We start from the raw sequence: 18,714 nt of genomic DNA, 5'->3' as shown, positions 1-18,714 counted from the left end.
GCTCCAACACCCCCGAACCCGGACGATCGTCGCGCTCCGTCACCGCCGCGGCGGGCGCCGTGCCGTCCGATCGGCGCTACCACCAGCGGCGCGCCGGGCGAACGCGCCGGATTGGATTGCATGGCTGTGAGCGCTCGGTTACGTTGCGGGGTGGACGATCCCCGGTCGCGGAAGGAGACCCCGGTTGCCCGAATCCGCGTCCCCGCCCCCCGCGCGGCCCCCGGCATCGGGTCAGGCGGCTCCGCCCCGCCCCAAGGCGCCCGTGGCCGTGGTGCTCGCCACGACCCCGGCCACGCGCCTGACGTGCGCGGAAGGCACCCTGACCGATCGCCTGTCCGGGCAACTCGTCACGCTACACGCGGGCGCGGTGCACATCGTCACCAGGTCCGCCGACCCTCCCCGGACGGCCCCCGCGCCGGCGCGCCCCGCCGTGCTCGTCGCCGAGCCCGCGGCCGACCCGGCGCCGCGCGCCGCCACGACGCCTCCGCCGCCCCGGCTCCCCGAGCCGTCCGAGCTCACCGAATCCGCCGCCCCGCCCGTGCCGCCCGGCCTCGCCGAGCCGGTGACCGCGCCCCTGGCCGAGCCGGCGACCGCCCTCCCTCCCGTCGCCCTGAACGGCGTCGGGCCGCGGGCCACCCGCAGCGGCGGCCTCATCGGCGACCTTCGCGCGGTGGCCGCGCTCGCCCGCTCCGGCTCCGGGCCGGTCGCCGTGCTCCCCGGCGACCTGGTCGCCCACACCGAGGCCCTCGCCCTCCTCCTGGCCGACCCCGCCCACGGCACCGGCGCGCTGGTGACCCCCGGGTACGCCGACGGCGACCCCACCCTGCCGCCGGTCAGGTACGAGCGCGGCCGGATCGTCGCCGCGGGCAACTCCTTCCACACCGTCAGCGGCCCGAACGGCGCCTTCCGCGGCGTCGTGCACATCGCAGAGGCCGACCTGGACAGCTTCGCCGACGTCGCCGACGAGCTGGCCAACCTCGCCCAGGACCGCCGCCTCGGCGAGGCCGGCGACGCCGAGGTCACGGCCCTGCTGCTGGCCGGGCTCGTGCGGGTCGGCGTGCCGGTGCGCGCGACGCCGCTCGGCGGGCTCCACTGCGAGCGCGTCACCGGCCAGAGCGGCGCCGACGCCGCCATCGCCCGGCTGCGCGAGGTCGACGAGGGCCACGCGCGCCTCCGGGCCGCCATCAAGTCCGACGACGGTCCCGTCGCCACGTACCTGGTCAGCTCCTGGTCCGGCCACCTGGTGCGGGCCGCGGCGCGGCTCGGCCTCACGCCCAACGCCGTGACCGGCTTGTCCGTCGGCCTGGCGGGCCTCGCCGCGGTGGCGTTCTCGGCCGGCGAGCGCCGCGCCCAGGTCGCCGGGGCCGCGCTGCTGTACCTGTCGTTCGTGCTCGACTGCGTGGACGGCCAGCTCGCCCGCTACACGCGCACGTTCTCGCCGATCGGCGCCTGGCTGGACGCCACCTTCGACCGCGTCAAGGAGTACGTCGTGTACGTCGGGCTCGCCGTGGGCTACGCGGGGGCCGTGGACGGCGGCGTCCTCGGGCCGGAGGGCGTCTGGGCCATGGCCATCGCCGCCATGCTGCTGCAGTCGGTGCGCCACATGGTCGACTTCTCCTTCGCCGACTCCCGGGCCGAGGCCGGCGGCACGGCCCGGCGGCGCGGCGGCGCCGTCGAGGGCGTCTCGGCGCGGCTCGACGGGAACACCGCCGCGCGCCGGCTCCGCCAGGTCATCGTCCTGCCCATCGGCGAGCGCATGGCCCTGATCGCCGTCACGGCCGCCCTGTTCAACGCCAGGGTCACGTTCCTGGCGCTGCTCGCCTGGGGCGGCCTGGCCGCCCTCTACACGCTCACCGGCAGGATCGCGAGGTCCTTCTGATGTCACCCGTCTCCGCGCCGGTCCCGGCGCGGGATCGTGAGGTCGCCCCATGAACAGCGTGAACCGTGTGGGCCCGGCGGGCCACGAGAGCGCGGCGAACACCGTGCACATGACGCGGGTGCCGCGCAGCTCCGTGGTGACCTACCGCGACGACGGCGTGCTCGCGCGCGGCATGGGCGTCCTCGTCGCCGGGCAGCTCCCTCCGCTGCCGCCCGCCATCGCGGGGGCCTTCGTCACCGGCGTGATGCTCTTCCTCGGGGTGGCCGGCGCCGACGGCCCGGCCGTCTTCGCGCCCGCCGTGGCCCTGATGCTCGCCGGGCCCGGCAGCTCCCACCAGCACGACGGACGGCTGGACTGGCTCGTCCCGCCGATCCTCCGCCTCACCGAGTACGGCTTCATCGCCTGCGTCGGCTTCGCGTGGGACGTCCCCCGCTTCCTGGTGCTCGCCCTGCTCGGCGCCGTCCTCTTCCACCACTACGACGTCGTCTACCGCTGCCGCCAGCACGTCTACCCGCCCGCCTGGCTCGCCTCGGCGGGGCTCGGCTGGGAAGGGCGTATGCTGCTGATCGCCATGGGCGCCCTCCTGGGCGTCGTGACGGCCGTCTTCGTGCTCGCCGCGCTCTACCTGATCGCGCTGTTCTTCTGGGAGAGCGTCACCTGCTGGCTCGCCGCCCCCAGGTCCGGCGTCGAGGCGGCCGATCTCGGCGGCCAGGACTGATCCGTCCTTTGCCCGGACGTCACCCTGGACGGCTCAGGCGTCCCTTGTGTCGCTTTCGTCGCACCTGTGGTGCCGGCCATTGCCAACAACGGGTCTCGTAATCGAATAGGTGAACTCCCGATTACACGATCACCACCTCCAGGCAACTAACCTTTGGCCTACAGATTTTCGCCAGACTGAGGAGTGCACGTTGCTGGGAATGGTGCTGGCCGCCGGCGCCGGGCGTCGCCTGCGGCCGTACACCGACACGCTGCCCAAGGCGCTCGTGCCGGTCGACGGAGAGACCACGATCCTGGACATCGCGCTGCGGAACCTCGCGGCGGTGGACCTCCGCGAGGTCGTGGTGATCGTCGGCTACGCCGCGGGTGCGGTCCACGAGCGCAAGGCCGAGCTGGAGCGGCGGCACGGCGTGACGCTCACCCTCGTGCACAACGACAAGGCCGAAGAGTGGAACAACGCCTACTCGCTGTGGTGCGCGCGTGATCACTTCTCCTCGGGCGCGCTGCTGGTCAACGGCGACACCGTCCACCCCGTCTCGGTCGAGCGCACGCTCCTGGACGCCCCGGTCACCAGCGACATCCTGCTGGCCGTGGACGACGTCAAGACGCTCGCGGACGAGGAGATGAAGGTCACCCTGGACGACGAGGGCCACCTTCGCCGCATCACCAAGCTGATGGACCCCGCCGAGGCCTACGGCGAGTACATCGGCGCCACGCTGATCCGCCCCGGCGCCGCCGCGCGGCTCGCCGACGCCCTGAAGGCCACCTTCGAGCGCGATCCGCAGCTCTACTACGAGGACGGCTACGGCGAGATGGTCTCCCGCGGCGAGAAGATCGCGGTCGCTCCCATCGGCAAGGTCGACTGGGTCGAGGTCGACAACCACGACGACCTCGCCAAGGCCAGGGAGATCGCATGCCTCTACTAGCCCGCATGCTCACCGCCCCCCTCACCGTCGAGGTCCGCAGGGGCGCGGTGGCCCACCTCGGCGCCCTGCTGGCCGACAGCCGCGTGGCGACCTCCGGCCGCGTCGCGGTCGCCGTCGGGTCGGGCCAGGGCGACCACATCACCGGCCTGATCACCCCCACCCTCGGCGAGGCCGAGGTCTTCCGCGTCCCCGACGGCTCGGTGGACGCGGCCGTCTCGCTCGGCGGCGACCTGCGCAAGGGCGCCTACGAGGCCGTGGTGGGCATCGGCGGCGGCAAGACGATCGACGTCACCAAGTACGCCGCCTCGCTCGCCGGCATCCCCATGGTCGCCGTGGCGACCAACCTCTCGCACGACGGCATCTGCTCGCCGGTCTCCTCCCTGGAGCACGAGGCCGGCAAGGGCTCGTTCGGCGTCCCCATGCCCCTGGCCCTGCTCGTGGACCTCGACTTCGTGCGCGACGCGCCCGGGCGGCTCGTGCGGGCCGGCGTGGGCGACGTGGTGAGCAACCTGTCCGCCATCGACGACTGGCAGCTCGGCAACGTGGAACGCGGCGAGCCGATCGACGGCCTGGCCGTCTCCATGGCCCGCACCGCCGCCGAGGCCGTGCTCGGCCGGGACGATTCCATCGAGTCCGACGCCTTCCTCACCGTGCTCGCCGAGTCGCTGATCCTCTCCGGCATGGCCATGGTCGTGGCCGGGTCCTCCCGGCCGAGCAGCGGCGGCGACCACGAGATCCTGCACGCCATCGACCAGCTCTACCCGGGCACGTCCAACCACGGCGAGCTGGCCGGCATCGGAGCCGCCTTCTGCGCCTACCTGCGCGAGGACGAGCGGTCGCTCTCGCTGCTGGTCGGCTGCCTGCGCTCCCACGACCTTCCGGTCACCCCCGGCGACGTCGGGCTGACGACGGAGCAGTTCTGCGCCGCCGTGGAGCTCGCGCCCTCGACGCGTCCGGGACGGTACACGATCCTTGAGCACCTGCGCCTGTCCGGGCCCGAGGTGCGCGACCGGGTGGAGCAGTATGTCCGGGCCGTCGGTCGTTGAGCTGCGCGCGGTCGCCCAGCCGCAGACCACCATGGGCCGCAACTCCGGCGAACACTGGGCCGGGTCGCTGTACATGCGCAAGCTGTCGATCTACGTGACGTGGGCGCTGGCGCGCACCGCGATCACCCCCAACCAGGTCACCGGCCTCATGATCGTCTCGGGGGTGCTGGCCGGGGTCGTGCTGGCCGTTCCGGGGCTGTGGGCGGCCGTCGCGGCGGCCCTCCTCATCCAGGTGTACCTGCTGCTCGACTGCTCCGACGGCGAACTGGCCCGGTGGACGCACCGCACCTCGATCACCGGCGTCTACCTGGACCGGGTCGGCCACTACTTCGCCGAGGCGGCCCTGCTGATCGGCCTCGGCTTCCGGGCCTCGGCCACGCTGCCCGACTGGTACACCGTGCTCGGCGTCGGCGCCGCGCTCGGGGCCATCCTCATCAAGTCCGAGACCGACCTCGTGGACGTCGCCCGCGCCCGCTCCGGGCTGGTCGCCACCACCGAGGCGGCGGCCGAGCAGTTCCGGTCCCGGCGGCTCGGCGCGGCGCGCAAGGTCGCGGCGGCGCTGCGCTTCCACCGGATCTTCCAGGCCGTGGAGCTCTCGCTCCTGGTCGTGGTCGCCGCGCTCTGGGACGCCCTCGCGGGCGGCCTGGCCGCGACGCAGGTCCTCACCGTCGCCTGCGTGGTGTTCGCGGGCCTGCAGACCGTCCTTCACCTGGTCAGCATCCTCGCGTCCCGGCGGCTCGCCTGACATGACAACGTCTCGGAACCGCCGGCGGCTCACCGACGTCGTACATCTATCGGGTGAAAGCTTGTCAAGAGTCGCCGCCGGATCGGCATCTACTGTTCGGTGGGGGTTTCCTGGTAGTTCCGATACGCTTATTTCGCAGTATGCAGACAAGATCGGGATCCCCCGCTTACACAGACTCGGTGATCATGAGCACATGCGTTCTCCATGCGTCGGGGCGATGACGCGTTGAAGATCTCGTGTGTCATCCTCACCATGGGCAACAGGGTCGCCGAGCTCGACCGCGCGGTCGAGTCCGTGCTGATGCAGACCGACGGCGACGTCGAGGTGGTCATCGTCGGCAACGGCGCGGACGTCCCCGCCCTCGCCGTCGCGCCGCGCACCGGCGCCGCCTCCGTGAGGACGGTCCGCATCCCGGACAACGTCGGCATCCCGGAGGGACGCAACCACGGCGTGCGCGAGTGCAGCGGCGACGTCGTGATGTTCCTCGATGACGACGGCTGGTACGCCGACGACAAGCTCGCGGCGCACATCCGCGAGCGGTTCGCCGCCGAGCCGGACCTCGCGGTCATCTCCTTCCGCGTCATGGACCCCGAGAGCGGCAGCGGCCAGCGGCGGCACGTCCCCCGGCTGCGCGCCGGCGACCCGCAGCGGTCCTCCCCGGTCACCACCTTCCTCGGCGGCGCCTGCGCGATCAGGCGCGCGGCCTTCCTCCAGGTCGGCGGCCTGCCCGGACGGTTCTTCTACGCGCACGAGGAGACCGACCTGGCGTGGCGCCTGCTCGGCGAGGGCTACCGCATCGAGTACGACGCCGACGCCGTCATGTACCACCCGCGCACGCCGCCCACCCGGCACACCGGCTTCCACCGGCTCAACGCGCGCAACCGCGTCTGGCTGGCCCGCCGCAACCTCCCCTGGCCGCTGGCCACGCTGTACCTCCTGAACTGGATCCTCCTCACGCTGCTGCGCGAGAGGTCCGCCGCGGCGATCCGCGCCTGGTTCGGCGGCTTCATGGAGGGCCTGCGCGAGCCCGCGGGCGAACGCCGCCCCATGGCCTGGCGCACGGCCTGGCGCATGCTCCGCCTCGGCCGCCCCCCGATCGTCTGACGCTCCGGGGCCGCTTGTACGGTGATCGGGCCTGGACACCACATCCAGGCCCGCACCTGATCGTGCGAGCCCGCGACGGGACGGCCCCGTGACCGTCCTCCACCCGCCAAGGAGGCTCCGCCGATGTCCGTCCGCAGGATCGTGCCCAACATCCACGCGTCGTCACCCGAGGCCCTGGCGAGCAGCGCCGAGTTCTACGGTCTGCTCGGCCTGCAAGAGGTCATGAACCACGGCTGGATCGCGACCTTCGCCTCCCCCACGGAGCCGCTCGCCCAGCTCAGCGTCTTCACCCACGACGAGACCGCGCCCGTAGTGGCGGACGTGAGCATCGAGGTGGACGACGTCGACGCCGTCTACGAGGCCGTACGCGCCTCCGGCGCCGAGATCGTCCACCCCCTCCAAAACGAGCCCTGGGGCGTCCGCCGCTTCTTCACCCGCGACCCCAACGGCCGCATCCTCAACATCCTCAGCCACCCCTGACCCCGCCCGGCAACCGGTCCTCACCGGCAATCGGTCCTCACCTCCGCGCCCTGGGGGCGCTCCGGCTCGGGCTGCGTTTCCCAGGGGAGGCTCCGCCCCCCTTCGACCCCCCGATCGAGGGGCTGCCGCCCCTCGAGCTCCCCGCACGGCCAGGTGGCGTCTCCGGAGGCAGGGACTTGAGGACGGTGACATCCGGCGCCCGAAGGTGGTCTCCCACTCCCGGAGGGCGTTCTCCAGCGCGCCCACACGATCTTTCCCGGAGGATCAGGCAGGGGAATCACACCGAACTCGTGGGCCAGCGCCGCGACGATGGAGAGCCCTCGGCCGTGCACGGCCTCCAGTGTGAGATGAAGTCGTCGCGGGATGCCAAGGCCATGGTCGGTGACGCGTACGCAGAGATCGCTCGTGGTCGCCCACAAGGACAGCCTGAACGGTGGCGCACCATGTGAGACGGCGTTTCCGAGCAGTTCGCCGATCACCAGGATGACGTCGTCGGCAAGATCTCCGTAGCCCCATCGGACGAGGACCTCGCCGGCCACCTTCCGTGCCCTGCCCACCGCCGCGCGGTCATGCGGCAGGTCCCATGCGACGGTACGTAGCCCGTCTGGCGATCTTCAAAGCGGGCCAGGTGCTGGATGACGACGAAACAACTCGCAGACCGACTAAAACCGTAGAGGTGGACGCGGTGGACGCGACAAAGCCGTTGACGTGGCGTAAGAGCACTTTCAGCGCGGCCGGCGACAACTGCGTCGAGGTGGCGTACATACCAGGTGGTGATCATGGGGTACGTGACAGCAAGGATCCTGGCGGTCCGGTGATGAAGGTTTCTGCTACAAGCTGGCGAGAGTTCACGGCTGGGATCAAGTCAGGGCTCTCCTGACCCGACTAGGGCAGGGTGAGCGCGGCTTCGAGGAACGTCGTCGCCTCGTTGAGGGCGGTTGTCAGGGCGGTCGGGGTGGGGGTGAGGTCGGTGAGGATGTGGTCGATCGGTCTCAGGGCGGCCTGGTCGAGGAGGGTTTTCTCGTTGGTCACCCAGTGGCCCTTGGAGGCCAGGATGGCGTGGGCGGTCTGGCAGGCGGCGGTGGTGAGGGCGCCCGCGCAGTCGGTCAGGTGGCCGCGGGGGGCGTGGGCGGTACGGGCGTAGGCGAGGGTCGCCTGCGCGTCGCCCCACCATCGCTCGGCCGCCTCGCGCTTGAGGGGCTCCGGGTATTCGGGACGGGGGAGTTCCCCGTGGAGCACCCGGGCGAGGGCCAGCTCGGCGACCACGATGTACGTCGGGATCCCGGCCAGGTGGAAGAGCAGCCGCTCGACCCGGAAACGGCCCTCACGCGCCTCGGCGAGGTGGAACTCGACATCGTCCAGGTCCCGGTAGTGCAGGTCCACGCGACGGCCGTCCACCTCCAGCCACGCGCCCCCGTTGTAGACGCCGCCACCCCAGCCGCCGATCTCGGACACCTCGCCCGGCCACCCGAGCGCCCGCACCGACTCTGGCGAGAACGCCCCGCGATAGTAGACCGCGAAGTCCCAGTCACTGTCCGGCGCATGCGTCCCCGAGGCCCGGGAACCTCCCAGCGCGACCGCCTCCACATATGGCAGTTCCGCCAGTCGCCCTCCGACGCGCGCCGCGAAGCCCTCGTCCTGCTGAACCGTCATCGGCCCACGCTATCGGCCGTGCGGCATGGCGAGTTCGCTCAGATGCGCGGCAGGGGTTCCGCCTCGGGGATGGTCACGGTCGTGTGGGTGATCGTGGCGGTCAGGAGGGCGTGTTTGGGGAGGCCGAGTTCGCTGAGTTCCTTGGCGATCGGGTGGTTGCCCAGCCTGATCAGGGCGCCGCCCGGGCGGGCGTGGACGGTTCGCGGGCGGGCCGTGCAGCGGATGCGGCGGGTGGTGTCGTCGAGGTGGGTGTAGGCCGTCAGGTCGGCGGAGGGGGCCGGGAGCGGCATGCCGGGGCGGATCAGCAGGTCGAGGACGAGGCGTCCGTCCTTGCGGAGGATGCACCGCTTGTACGGGGAGGACAGGCGCAGGTCGATCTCGGCCAGTTCCTTCGGGAAGCCCCAGATCGTGCGGCCGGCCTCCATCGTGAAGCGTTGGTCCACGGGGAGCCAGTGGACGAACATGCCCGCGCCGAGCAGGCCGCGTACGCGGGACAGGACGCCTGTGCCGGTGGCCGTGCGCGGACGCCGCGCGAAGGCGCCGGGACCGTCCCCGGAGGCGGGGTCGTGGGCGTGTGGTGGGCGGACCATGAAGCCGACGCCGAACTCGTTGTAGGAGCCGAGGTCGCCGTCGTCGTAGCGGATGAACTGGAGCACGCACAGGGCCTTGCCGGGGACGAACTCGGTGACGTCCATGTCGGGGGAGTAGGCGAGCACGGCCCGGGCGGCGTCGGCGCGGACGGCGTAGACCGCCGCGCAGACCGTGGCGTCTCTGATCTCCACCGGCAGGGTGACCTCGCGCCCCTGGACGAGATGGCTAGCCATGACTCCCAGTACACCAATCCGGGATGCGCGACGCCACCCGTACCCCGGCCGACCGCGGGCGGGTCAGGCGGGGACGACGCGAGGGAGGGCGGGGGAGGGGGCCGGGAGGGACCATTCCTCCAGGTGGGCGATGAAGTCGCGGGCGTGGTCGGGCCAGTGGTAGTGGCCGCGGGCCTCGGCGTAGCCGCGGGCGCCCATCACCGTGCGGCGCTCGGGGTCGTCGCGCAGTCGCAGCACGGCCTGCGCGACCGCCTCGACGTCGCCGTAGGGGACGATCAGCCCGCAGTCGGACCGGCCGACGATCGAGGCCGCCATGGGCAGCGGGGTGGTGATCGTGGGGATGCCCCGCGCCATGTACTCGATGACCTTGGTCGGAAGCGACTGCCGGTAGTTGGGCACGTCGTGCAGCAGCGAGAGCCCCGCGAGCGCCCCCTCGGCCATGCGCAGCGCGTGCCCGTTGGGCACGTACCCGTACCAGTCCAGCAGGCCCTGGCGCTGGCCGTCGCGCAGCGCGGGACGGATGTCGGGGTCGGCGGCGCCGATCAGGTCGAGACGGACGCCCTCCGGCCGGAGCCTGCGGGCCAGCTCGATCATCTCCAGGGCGCCCCTGGCCTCGGACAGGTGGCCGACGTACACCAGCCGGTCGGCGCCGGGCGGTGGCGGCGGCGTGGCGGGCACGTACGTCGTGTTGGGGATCACCGGGTGGTCGCCGGAGAAGCGGTCGCGGTAGGCCGCCTCGGCGAGGATCAGGTGCAGACGCCGCTCGGCGCGGCCCTCGATGCGGCGGACGATATGGGGAAGCGCCCGCCGGACCGATCCCGGCAGGTACGCCTTGGTGTCGAGGGAGCCGACCAGGTCCTCGTGCACGTCCCACACGGTGGTGGGCCGGCGCCGGGGCAGGGCCAGCAGCAGTTCGATGTCGTGGACGAGGAGGATGTCGGCGTCCTTGACGCCCCTCCTCAGCGCGCGCCGCGCCGCGTTCAGCGCCCGGCCCCGCCGCAGGCCGACGGCGCGCGGCACGTCGATCGCGGTGATCTCACTGGGCGGGGTGACGTTGCAGTGGGTGAACGGCGCGACGTACGTCACCGCGTGCCCGGCGTCGAGCAAGGCGCGGATCTGCCGGTGCATGATCCGGGCGTCCTCCGGGTGGTGGACGATCGTGCCGACACATACCTTCATATGTAGATGTTGGGTGCCGTTCTCGTCCGATCCGGATGCGCCTCGTTAATCCGGGTGAAAATGCCGCTGAACATCCGCCCCTAGCGCTCGGGAGCACTGGCCTGCGCCGACGGTCTGCGGTAGAGCCACGTCAGGCGGGGCTCCAGCAGCCATTTGAAGACCGTGCGCGTCTCCGGGAGGCACAGCACGATGGCCAGGGCGAAAGAGCTGCTCGCGATCGCCATGACGCCGAGGGGCCCGTGCAGCCACGGGAACGACAGCCAGCCCATCTCCTTGGCGATGTACACCGGCACGCCGTGCAGCAGGTAGCAGTACAGGGTGCGGGTGCCGAGGTCGGTGAACCAGGTGCGCTTGCGCGGCACCAGCGCCAGGATCGCCACCGAGATCACCAGGGCCGCGACCAGCAGGCCGACGCGCATCGCCATGCCCAGCCACCACGACAGGTGCAGGTCGGCGTAGCTGTCCTTGTAGTAGATCGGGTCGAGGGGGACCTTCGTGGAGATCAGGATCGCCACCCCGGCCGCTCCCGCGAGCGCCACCACCGCGACGATCTTCACCCAGAGGCGGTTGAGCATGTCGAAGTGGTGCGGCTGCAGCAGGAGCCCGAGCACGAAGAACGGCATCAGCCCGAAGAAGCGGTCCATGCTGAAGTCGCCGGGCAGGTCCGACAGGCCCGCCAGCAGGTACACCGCGACGGCGATCGGCAAGGGATAGCGCATGCGCTTCCACACGGGGGTGGAAAGGCGCCACAGCAGCAGGGCCAGCAGGTACCAGTTCAGCCAGGCCGGGTCGATGATCGTCAGGCTGAACTTGTGGCCGAACGCGAAGCGGAGCAGGGCGTACCCGACCTCCACGACGACGTACGGCATGAGGAAGGTGTCGACCAGCTTGTTCGTCTTGGCGTTGGAGTTCCAGAAGTTCCTGCTCAGGTAGCCGCTGACGAGCACGAACAGCGGCATGTGGAACACGTAGATGAACAGGTACGCCGAGCGGGACGAATGCGTCGCCAAGGTGGGAACCAGGGCGTGCCCCATCGGGACCAGCGCGATGAGCAGGAACTTGACGTTGTCGAGGTACGGCTCGCGGGGGCGCTTGACGGGGGGCTCGGCCGCCTCGGCCTGCTCGACCTCGGGGGCGGGCGCGTCCCACGCGGCCTCCCCGGCGCGCGGCCCGGGGACGCCGGCCTGGCCGTACGGCGCGTGGGCGTCGCCCTGGCGGTACGCCGCGGGGACTCCTGCGGGGCCGTACTGCCCTGGCGTTCCGGTGGGGCCGTACTGTCCCGGGGCTCCGGCCGGGCCGTATGGCCCAGGGACGCCGTCCGGGCCCATCGGTCCGGGAACTCCGGCAGGGACGGACGGCGCGGGCGCGCCGCCATGGCGCGGGGTGTGGAAGCCCCGCACGCCGGGGGCGGCCTCCTGGACCGGCGGGGCGGACGCGGACGTTCGCGGGACCTGGGGACGCTCCCAGTACGAGAAGCCGTCGTCGGAGGACTCGGGGGTGCGCGGCGGGGGGGCCTCCCACGCGGGGATGGGCGGCGGCGCCTGCGGCCGTCCCGCGGGCGGGGTGGGCGCGTCCCACCCCTGAGGACCGGACGCCTGCCGCTGCTCCCACGGCCGCGGCGCGGCCGTCTGGTCCCATGCCTCAGGCGCCGAGGTCTGGGCGTGGTCCCATGCCTGGGCGCCGGAAGGCTGCGGAGGGGTGTCCCAGGAGGGGCGGTCGAAGGTGAACGTCTCGGGGTCGTCGTCGTGCGGGGCGGGGGCCTCGGCGACCGGCCACAGCGCTCCCTGGCCGTCGTCGCCGACTCGCGGGCGCGGGCGGTCCCAGGCGCCGGTCGGAGGCTCGGCGTAGTCGGGGACGGGCCAGCGGGCCGTCGGAGCGTCCTCTTCCGCGGCCCACGGTTCCGGTCCGGGACCGGCCCGCCTCTCCTCTGGCCCGCCGGCGGCGGTGGTCTCACCGGCCTCGGAGGAGGCGTCGTCCCCGCGGGGAGCCGGAACCGGGAAGGAGGAGGATCTGGTGTCGCTCACGGGGGAAAGCTCGGCTATCTGTCGGGAGACCAGGGGTAGCGTCTGGACGGCACGGCCTAGGGTCTTGTGGCGGATGGGAACGTCGGGGGCGGGCCGACCAGATCATCCACCATAACGCCCTCACCGGCGATTGTCGCGGCGCAGAGCCGTGTTCACAGGATACCGATCATGAAAAGGCCCGGCCCCGCGGCGGGACCGGGCCGTCTGTCCGGCGGGCTCAGGTGCTGCACACGTCGGTCTTGGAGTCCACCACGCGGGCGCTGTCGGGGATCGTCACGGGAACCTTCACGCCCTTGAAGTCGGCGCCGATCACGAGCTGGATCACCGGGCTGCCGGGCTCCGGCGTGGCCGCCGTGCCGGCCGGGGGAGTGGACGACGCGGAGGGGGTGAAGGGGGTGATGGACGCGGCCTTCACCTTTCCGGCCGCGGGCGTCACCTTGGTCATCAGCTTGGCGGCGAGCGGTGCGGCGTAGTCGGCGCCCTCGGCGGCGTTCTTGCTGTACAGGACCATGCTCTGCGGCCGGTCGGTGCCGTCGGCCTGCCGGGCGTCGCCGACCTGGGTCACCTTGAAGCCCTGGGCGGACAGCGCCTCGGCGACCTCCTTGGCCTTGCCCGCGGTGTTGGTGCCGTTGACGACCTGCACCTGCACCTGACCGGGCTTGATCGCGGGCTTGGACGGCGCCGTGGACCCCGACGCCGCGGCGCTCGGCTTGGCCGTGGGCGTGACCTCGATGTCGTTGCGCAGGGACTCGAACATGCGCCCGGCGTCCGGCTGCTTCCACTGGACGCGGTTCTTGTCGGCCGGGTACGGCTGCCAGGGAACCGTGACGAACTTGACGCCTTTCGCGGTGAGGCTGCGGGCGCTCTGCGCGATCTGGATCAGCGTGTCGACGTCGAGCTGCGGGTCCATCACGACCGACTTGGCGGCGGCGGAGACCAGGCCGAGCAGCTTGGTGGGGTTGGTCAGGGTGTCGCCGCTGGTCGCCTTCTTCACCACCTGGGAGAGGAAGATCTGCTGACGCTTGATGCGGTTGATGTCGCTGCCGTCCCCGAAGCCGTGGCGGGCGCGGACGTAGGCGAGCGCGGTCTCGCCCTTGACGATCTGCTTGCCGGGCTGCAGGTACAGCTTGGCCTGCTTGTCGTTCACGACCGACGGGACGCAGATCTGGATGCCGCCGAGCGCGTCCACGATGCTCTTGAACCCGGTGAAGTCGACCTTGATGTAGTGGTCGACGCGGATGTTGGTGTTGGCCTCGACCGTGTTGATCGTGCAGGCCATGCCGCCCTCGTTGAACGCCGAGTTGATCATGTCAAGGCGTGGGGCGAGCGGCGCCTTGGTCCTGACGTGCTTGCAGGCGGGGATCTGGACCATCGAGTCGCGCGGGAAGCTGATCAGCGTCGCCTTGTCGCGGTTCGGCGAGACGTGCAGGAGGATGATCGTGTCGGTGCGCTCGCCCTCGTTCTGCATGTGCTGGCCGTACCGCTTGTTGTCGCCCGCGCGCGAGTCGGAGCCGACGAGCAGCACGTTGAGCGCGCCGCTGCTGTTGACCGGGCGGTTGGCGTTGAGGTCGCCGCTGACGTCCTCGGTGCGCACGGCGCCGAGCACGTTGCGGTAGAGCGTGTAGCCGGTCAGCGACACGGCGACCAGGACGCCGGTGAGCGCGATGCTCACCCATGCCAGCACCCGCATGCGGCCCCCGCCGCCGGGGCCCTGCCTCTCCATCCCGGGAGGTTCCTCGGGCGGGGGCGGCGGGAAGGAGGGGCCGCCGCTCCTGCGGCGCGGCGCCTCGACCGTGGTGTCGGTGGGCGGGAAGTCCCGCGCCGGGTATCCGCCGGGCTGCGGGTGGGCGTTGTACGGCCGGGGCTCGTCGGCGCCGGCGACGAGCTGGTCCTGTGAGATGCCCCGGTGACGGCGGCCGCGCTCGCCTCCGGGCGGCGGAGGAGCGCCGGGAGGAGCCTGCGTGCGGCCGCGGCTCCTGCGGCCGGGCTGCCGCGGCTCGTCCCCGTATTCCCTGACCGGGGCGTGTCGGTACTCGCTCATTTCGTCATGAGGTTAGTCATCGGCCCGGCTCTGGGGGCCATGATCGGGTGATTGACGCATGATCATGAGTACTCCAGAGGGGTCGATCCGGGAGGCCCAGCTTACTGAGGCGAGGATATTCGGTGGAATATCGTAATCCGTGGCTTTACTCGAAGTTCGCCGATCCGGCAGGACGGCCACGCCGCGGCTCCCCGCCGCGCGCCACCAGCGCCGCGGCCAGGCACGCCAGCGGCACCGCCGGCAGCACGTACCGGTAGTCGAACTGCGCCGTGGCCGCCGGGATCGCCAGCAGGGCCAGCGAACCGAGCCACGGCAGCGTCCACGCCGTCCCCGTACGCCCGCCCCGCCGCCGGCGCACGGCCACCACGACGGGCGGCGCCAGCATGACCAGCAGCAGCACCGTTCCCGGCAGCCGCGCCACGTCCTGGTAGGCCCGCATCACCCCCGCGAACGGCTCCACCAGGCGCGTGCCGATCGGCCCCCGCTCGTAGCGCGCCGCGAACTCGGCGCCGACCGTGGCCGGATACCGCCCCGGCGGAGGGGGCGACTCGGCCGGGAACTGGTAGTAGCCGTAGATCTCCCGGTCCGGATAGACCGGACGGCCCCAGACGAACGTCCGCGCGACCTCGCCCAGCACCGACGCCGCGTAGTCGAAGGGCTGGCTGCGGATCGCCAGGGAGGCGAACCGGCCCGCGAGCCGGTCGGTGGACTCGGTGAAGGTGATGCCGGGCAGCGCCACGACCGGGGAGGTCGCCGACCAGATGTACTCCTGCGACGGGGGGCGCCGCGCCGGGGGCGTGGGGTCGCACAGCACCGCGAGGTCCGCGGGCGGGCGCATCACGGCGCAGTCGGCGAACGCCATCGTCCGCGAGTACAGGAAGACCCCGTTGGACCCCACGATGCCGAACCGGTGGTAGGTGGCGGCGAACCAGCCCGCGTAGGCCCCCACCGGCACCAGCGCCACGACCAGCGCCAGCCCGGCCAGCACGACCGGCCGCCGGCGCGCCCCCCGGCGGGACGTCCACGCGCGCGCCAGCAGCCAGCACGTCACGAGCCCGATCAGGGGAAGGCCCGCCGTCCTGGTCAGCGTGGCCGCCGCCAGCAGCAGCCCCGCCGCGCACGCCGAGCGCCAGGTCGGGGGACGCGACGCCGCGACCACGCCCCCGAGGACCAGCAGGGCGAACAGCGAGTCCGACACCAGCAGGTGTTCGAGCTGGATCTGGTAGGCGTCCAGCAGCGCCGGGACCGTGGCCAGGGCCGCCGCCCAGCGCGGCCCGCCCGCGCGCAGGACCGTGACGTACAGCAGCACCCCGACCGCCAGGCCGATGAGGTGCTGGACGGCCGTCACCACCATGAACCCGTGGAACGGCTCCAGCAGGCGCAGGAACATCGAATACCCGGCGGGCCGCACCAGATCGGGCCGCGGGCGCATCGCCGTGACCACGTACGTGTAGGAGTCCGGGAACCACAACGCCGGCCGGTACCCGAGCATCGCCACGGCCCGCAGCGCCGCGCCCACCGCCAGGAGCAGGAGGAACACCCGGTGCGGCCGGGCCCGGGCGGCCAGGTGGCCGGCCGTGGCGCGTAGCCCGCCGCCGGCCCGGAGCTCGTGGATCTTGCCACCTGGGGCGGACGCAGGGCGGGGGCCGGTCGTCGTGGCGGCCGGATCATCGGGAGAGGCGGGTGCGACGGCGGCCGCGGCGCGCGGACGCAGGCGCCGGCGTACGACCGTGATCCACCCCGATGCTGCCACTCATCCCCCCGCTGCTCCGGCGAGCGCGCGCCCGTACTCGCGTCGTCCCGTCCTGTGTCGCCGGAGGCGAGCCTATGAGAGGAGCAGCCGGGTGAGTACGCCGAGGAGCGGCGCGGCGTCCGTTGGGCGACCTATGGACTGGCGCCGGGTCTCTCCTGGGCGGGGTGGCGGTTAGGCTCGCGGCAACATGGACGGAACCTGGCGCGACCACGCGCGATGGCCGCCGGCGGGCCGGGTGCTCGCCGCGGTCACGATCATGCCGTCGCTCACCCTGGCCGGGTGGCTGCTCGCGGGCCTTCCTCTGCTGCTGCTCGGCTGGTTCCGGCCGCTGCCCGCGTTCGTGCTCGGCGGGGCGTCGGCCGTCGCCCTGTGCGTGTACGCGGCGCGGCGCTCGCGCGGGGCTCCCGAGGCGGCCCCGTGGCAGGTCGCGGGCGTGGTGGCCGTGGCGCTCGGCTCGGGGGTGTTCAACGCGCTCTTCCACAGCCAGCAACTGCTCATCCGCAGAGATCCGAGCACCTACGCGCAGTACGCCGTCTGGCTGGCCAGGACCGGCTCGCTGCCCATCCCGTACCAGGCGGAGGCGTTCGGCGGCCCCGACCCGGCGCTGCGCTTCGACAGCGTGGGCCTCTACGACCACGGCGGCGCGGTGGTGCCGCAGTTCATGCCGGGCGCGCCGCTGCTGTACGCCCCCGGCCACTGGCTCGCCGGGGTGGACGGCCTGCTGGTGGCGCCCGCGGTGCTCGGGGCGCTGGCCGTGCTGACCGTCGCCGGGGTCGTCGCCCGGCTCGCCGGGGCGCGGTGGGCCACGCTCGGCGCGCTGCTGTTCGCCGTCGCGCTGCCGATCCTCTACACCTCGCGCACGACGCTGAGCGAGATCCCTTCGCTGATCCTGCTGTTCGGCGGCATCGCGCTCACCCTGGACGCGCGCGGCCGCCCGCGCGCGGCGGCCCTGGCGGGGCTGGTGTTCGGGCTGGCCGTCCTGGTGAGGATCGACGGCCTGCGCGACGTCCTGCCGGTCCTGGCCTACGCGGGCCTGCTGATCGCGATGCGCCGCGTGCCGGGACGGGCGGCGGCGTACGCGCCGATGGGGCCGTGGCTGCTGGCGGGCCTGGTCGCCGGGGCGGGCGCCGGGCTGGGCGCGGCCTTCCTGCTGGCCCGTCCCTACCTGGCATACCTGTCGGGGTCGGTGGCGCCGCTGCTGGTCATCTGCGGGGTCGTGCTGGCGCTGACGGCGGTGGGGGCGGCGCTCGGCCCGCGGGTCATCGCGTGGGGCGCCGCCCGGTCCGGCGGCCTGGCGCGCCGGGCGAGGACGGCGCTGCCGGGGCTGGCGGGCGGGCTGGTCGTCCTGGTGATGGCGGGCTTCGCCGCCCGCCCCTGGCTGCAGACCGTGCACCGAATCCCCACGACCCCGGACGACAGGTTCAACGCGGCGTTCATCGAGTCGGTGCAGCGGTTCAACGGCCTGCCCCCGGACAGCACCCGCCTCTACTACGAGGACTCGCTGTACTGGGTGATCTGGTACCTGGGCGTGCCCGCCGTGGCGCTGGCCACGATCGGCGCGGCCGTGCTCGCGGGCCGCATGGCGCGGGGCCGCGCGTTCGCCTGGGTGCTGCCGCTCGCGCTGGTCGGCTGGACGACGGTGACGACGCTCTGGCTGCCCGCCATCACCCCCGACCATCCGTTCGCCTCCCGGCGGCTGGTACCGGTGGTGATACCCGGCCTCGTGGTGCTCGCCGTCTGGGCCGTGGCGGCCGGGTGGACGTGGGCGCGCCGCGCCGGGTACGGCGCGCGGGCGCTGCGTGCGGGCGCGGTCGCGGCGGGCGCGCTGCTCGTCGTCCCGGCCGCGGTGACCTCCGCCGGCACGGCCTTCACCCCGATCGAGCAGGGAGAGGCCGCGCAGGTCGCCCGGCTCTGCGCCGCCCTTCCCCGCGACGCCGCCGTGCTGATCGTCGAACGGGTGACGGCCGACCGGCTCCCCCAGGTCGTGCGCGGCATGTGCGGCGCGCCCACGGCGATGGTCCGCGGCGGGGGCGACGTCGCGCCGCGCGCGGAGGTCGAACGCCTCGTCGAGCGGATCCGCGCCGCCGGACGCCGCCCGGTCCTGCTCGCCGCCGACCGCCGCCAGCTGGCCCCGTACGGCACCGCCACCGAGGTCCTGCGCCTGCGAACCCGCCAGGACGAGCGTTCCCTGATCAGCCCCCCCGACGGCACCTGGTCCCTGAGCGTCACCGTGTGGATGACCGCGCCGTAGGCTCCGCCGTTCCTTTCCTCAACGTGAGAGCGTGACTACACGCCGTATAGCAGGGCAAAGCTTTGCCGCTTCGGCGGGAAACCCGGTGATCT

At 72.8% G+C, this 18,714-nt stretch carries 16 protein-coding genes; 9 read left to right on the top strand and 7 right to left on the bottom strand.

What is annotated here, in order from left to right; genetic code table 11:
• Positions 1-184 precede the first annotated feature (184 nt).
• The 7 genes from BJ981_RS01960 to BJ981_RS01930 all read left to right on the top strand — a co-directional run bounded on the left by BJ981_RS01960 (position 185) and on the right by BJ981_RS01930 (position 6,897).
• Entirely contained in the window at positions 185-1,879 is a 1,695-nt protein-coding gene (locus BJ981_RS01960; protein ID WP_260324604.1) for a CDP-alcohol phosphatidyltransferase family protein, read from the top strand.
• A 49-nt stretch (positions 1,880-1,928) separates the two neighbouring features.
• A complete protein-coding gene (locus tag BJ981_RS01955; protein WP_184608025.1) occupies positions 1,929-2,597 on the top strand; it encodes a DUF5941 domain-containing protein in 669 nt (222 codons plus the stop codon).
• Between the two features lie 190 nt (positions 2,598-2,787).
• On the top strand, positions 2,788-3,522 hold the full coding sequence (locus BJ981_RS01950; protein WP_184608024.1) for a phosphocholine cytidylyltransferase family protein: 735 nt from the start codon (positions 2,788-2,790) through the stop codon (positions 3,520-3,522).
• Entirely contained in the window at positions 3,510-4,568 is a 1,059-nt protein-coding gene (locus BJ981_RS01945) for an iron-containing alcohol dehydrogenase family protein (RefSeq protein ID WP_184608023.1), read from the top strand. The genes BJ981_RS01950 and BJ981_RS01945 overlap by 13 nt, the downstream gene beginning before the upstream one ends.
• Positions 4,546-5,313, top strand: coding sequence for a CDP-alcohol phosphatidyltransferase family protein (locus tag BJ981_RS01940; RefSeq protein ID WP_184608022.1), 768 nt, complete (start codon positions 4,546-4,548; stop codon positions 5,311-5,313). The genes BJ981_RS01945 and BJ981_RS01940 overlap by 23 nt, the downstream gene beginning before the upstream one ends.
• Before the next feature lie 225 nt (positions 5,314-5,538).
• The gene (locus BJ981_RS01935) at positions 5,539-6,417 is read left to right on the top strand and encodes a glycosyltransferase family 2 protein (RefSeq protein WP_372436892.1); all 879 of its coding nucleotides are present in this window, start codon (positions 5,539-5,541) and stop codon (positions 6,415-6,417) included.
• Positions 6,418-6,540: 123 nt separating this feature from the next.
• Complete coding sequence (locus BJ981_RS01930; RefSeq protein ID WP_184608020.1) at positions 6,541-6,897, top strand: VOC family protein; 357 nt, start codon at positions 6,541-6,543, stop codon at positions 6,895-6,897.
• Positions 6,898-6,917: 20 nt separating this feature from the next.
• On the opposite strand, the gene BJ981_RS39585 is transcribed toward BJ981_RS01930, so the two are convergent.
• Positions 6,918-7,475, bottom strand: a complete 558-nt coding sequence (locus tag BJ981_RS39585) for an ATP-binding protein (protein WP_372436893.1) — start codon at positions 7,473-7,475, stop codon at positions 6,918-6,920.
• Positions 7,476-7,480: 5 nt separating this feature from the next.
• Between BJ981_RS39585 and BJ981_RS01920 the strand changes: the two genes are divergently transcribed.
• Positions 7,481-7,777, top strand: coding sequence for a DUF397 domain-containing protein (locus BJ981_RS01920; protein ID WP_184608018.1), 297 nt, complete (start codon positions 7,481-7,483; stop codon positions 7,775-7,777).
• 5 nt (positions 7,778-7,782) lie between these two features.
• Here BJ981_RS01920 and BJ981_RS01915 read toward each other — a convergent pair whose 3' ends face one another.
• The 6 genes from BJ981_RS01915 to BJ981_RS01890 all read right to left on the bottom strand — a co-directional run bounded on the left by BJ981_RS01915 (position 7,783) and on the right by BJ981_RS01890 (position 16,371).
• Positions 7,783-8,550: a nucleotidyltransferase domain-containing protein gene (locus BJ981_RS01915; RefSeq protein ID WP_184608017.1), complete on the bottom strand. Its 768-nt coding sequence runs from the start codon at positions 8,548-8,550 to the stop codon at positions 7,783-7,785.
• Between the two features lie 38 nt (positions 8,551-8,588).
• Complete coding sequence (locus BJ981_RS01910) at positions 8,589-9,374, bottom strand: acetoacetate decarboxylase family protein (RefSeq protein ID WP_184608016.1); 786 nt, start codon at positions 9,372-9,374, stop codon at positions 8,589-8,591.
• A gap of 63 nt (positions 9,375-9,437) precedes the next feature.
• On the bottom strand, positions 9,438-10,553 hold the full coding sequence (locus BJ981_RS01905; protein ID WP_184608015.1) for a glycosyltransferase: 1,116 nt from the start codon (positions 10,551-10,553) through the stop codon (positions 9,438-9,440).
• Between the two features lie 80 nt (positions 10,554-10,633).
• Positions 10,634-12,577, bottom strand: coding sequence for an acyltransferase family protein (locus BJ981_RS38965; protein ID WP_184608014.1), 1,944 nt, complete (start codon positions 12,575-12,577; stop codon positions 10,634-10,636).
• Positions 12,578-12,794: 217 nt separating this feature from the next.
• Positions 12,795-14,618 carry an LCP family protein gene (locus tag BJ981_RS01895; RefSeq protein ID WP_239139132.1) on the bottom strand — a complete coding sequence of 608 codons (1,824 nt, stop codon included), beginning with the start codon at positions 14,616-14,618 and terminating at the stop codon, positions 12,795-12,797.
• Between the two features lie 145 nt (positions 14,619-14,763).
• Positions 14,764-16,371, bottom strand: coding sequence for a phospholipid carrier-dependent glycosyltransferase (locus tag BJ981_RS01890; protein WP_239139133.1), 1,608 nt, complete (start codon positions 16,369-16,371; stop codon positions 14,764-14,766).
• A gap of 187 nt (positions 16,372-16,558) precedes the next feature.
• Between BJ981_RS01890 and BJ981_RS01885 the strand changes: the two genes are divergently transcribed.
• Positions 16,559-18,622 (top strand): hypothetical protein, encoded by a 2,064-nt coding sequence (locus BJ981_RS01885; protein ID WP_184608013.1) that lies wholly within the window; start codon positions 16,559-16,561, stop codon positions 18,620-18,622.
• Positions 18,623-18,714: the final 92 nt, after the last annotated feature.

It is taken from the genome of Sphaerisporangium krabiense, from assembly GCF_014200435.1.
GTDB lineage: Bacteria > Actinomycetota > Actinomycetes > Streptosporangiales > Streptosporangiaceae > Sphaerisporangium > Sphaerisporangium krabiense.
This window is presented reverse-complemented; position numbering and strand designations above follow the sequence as displayed.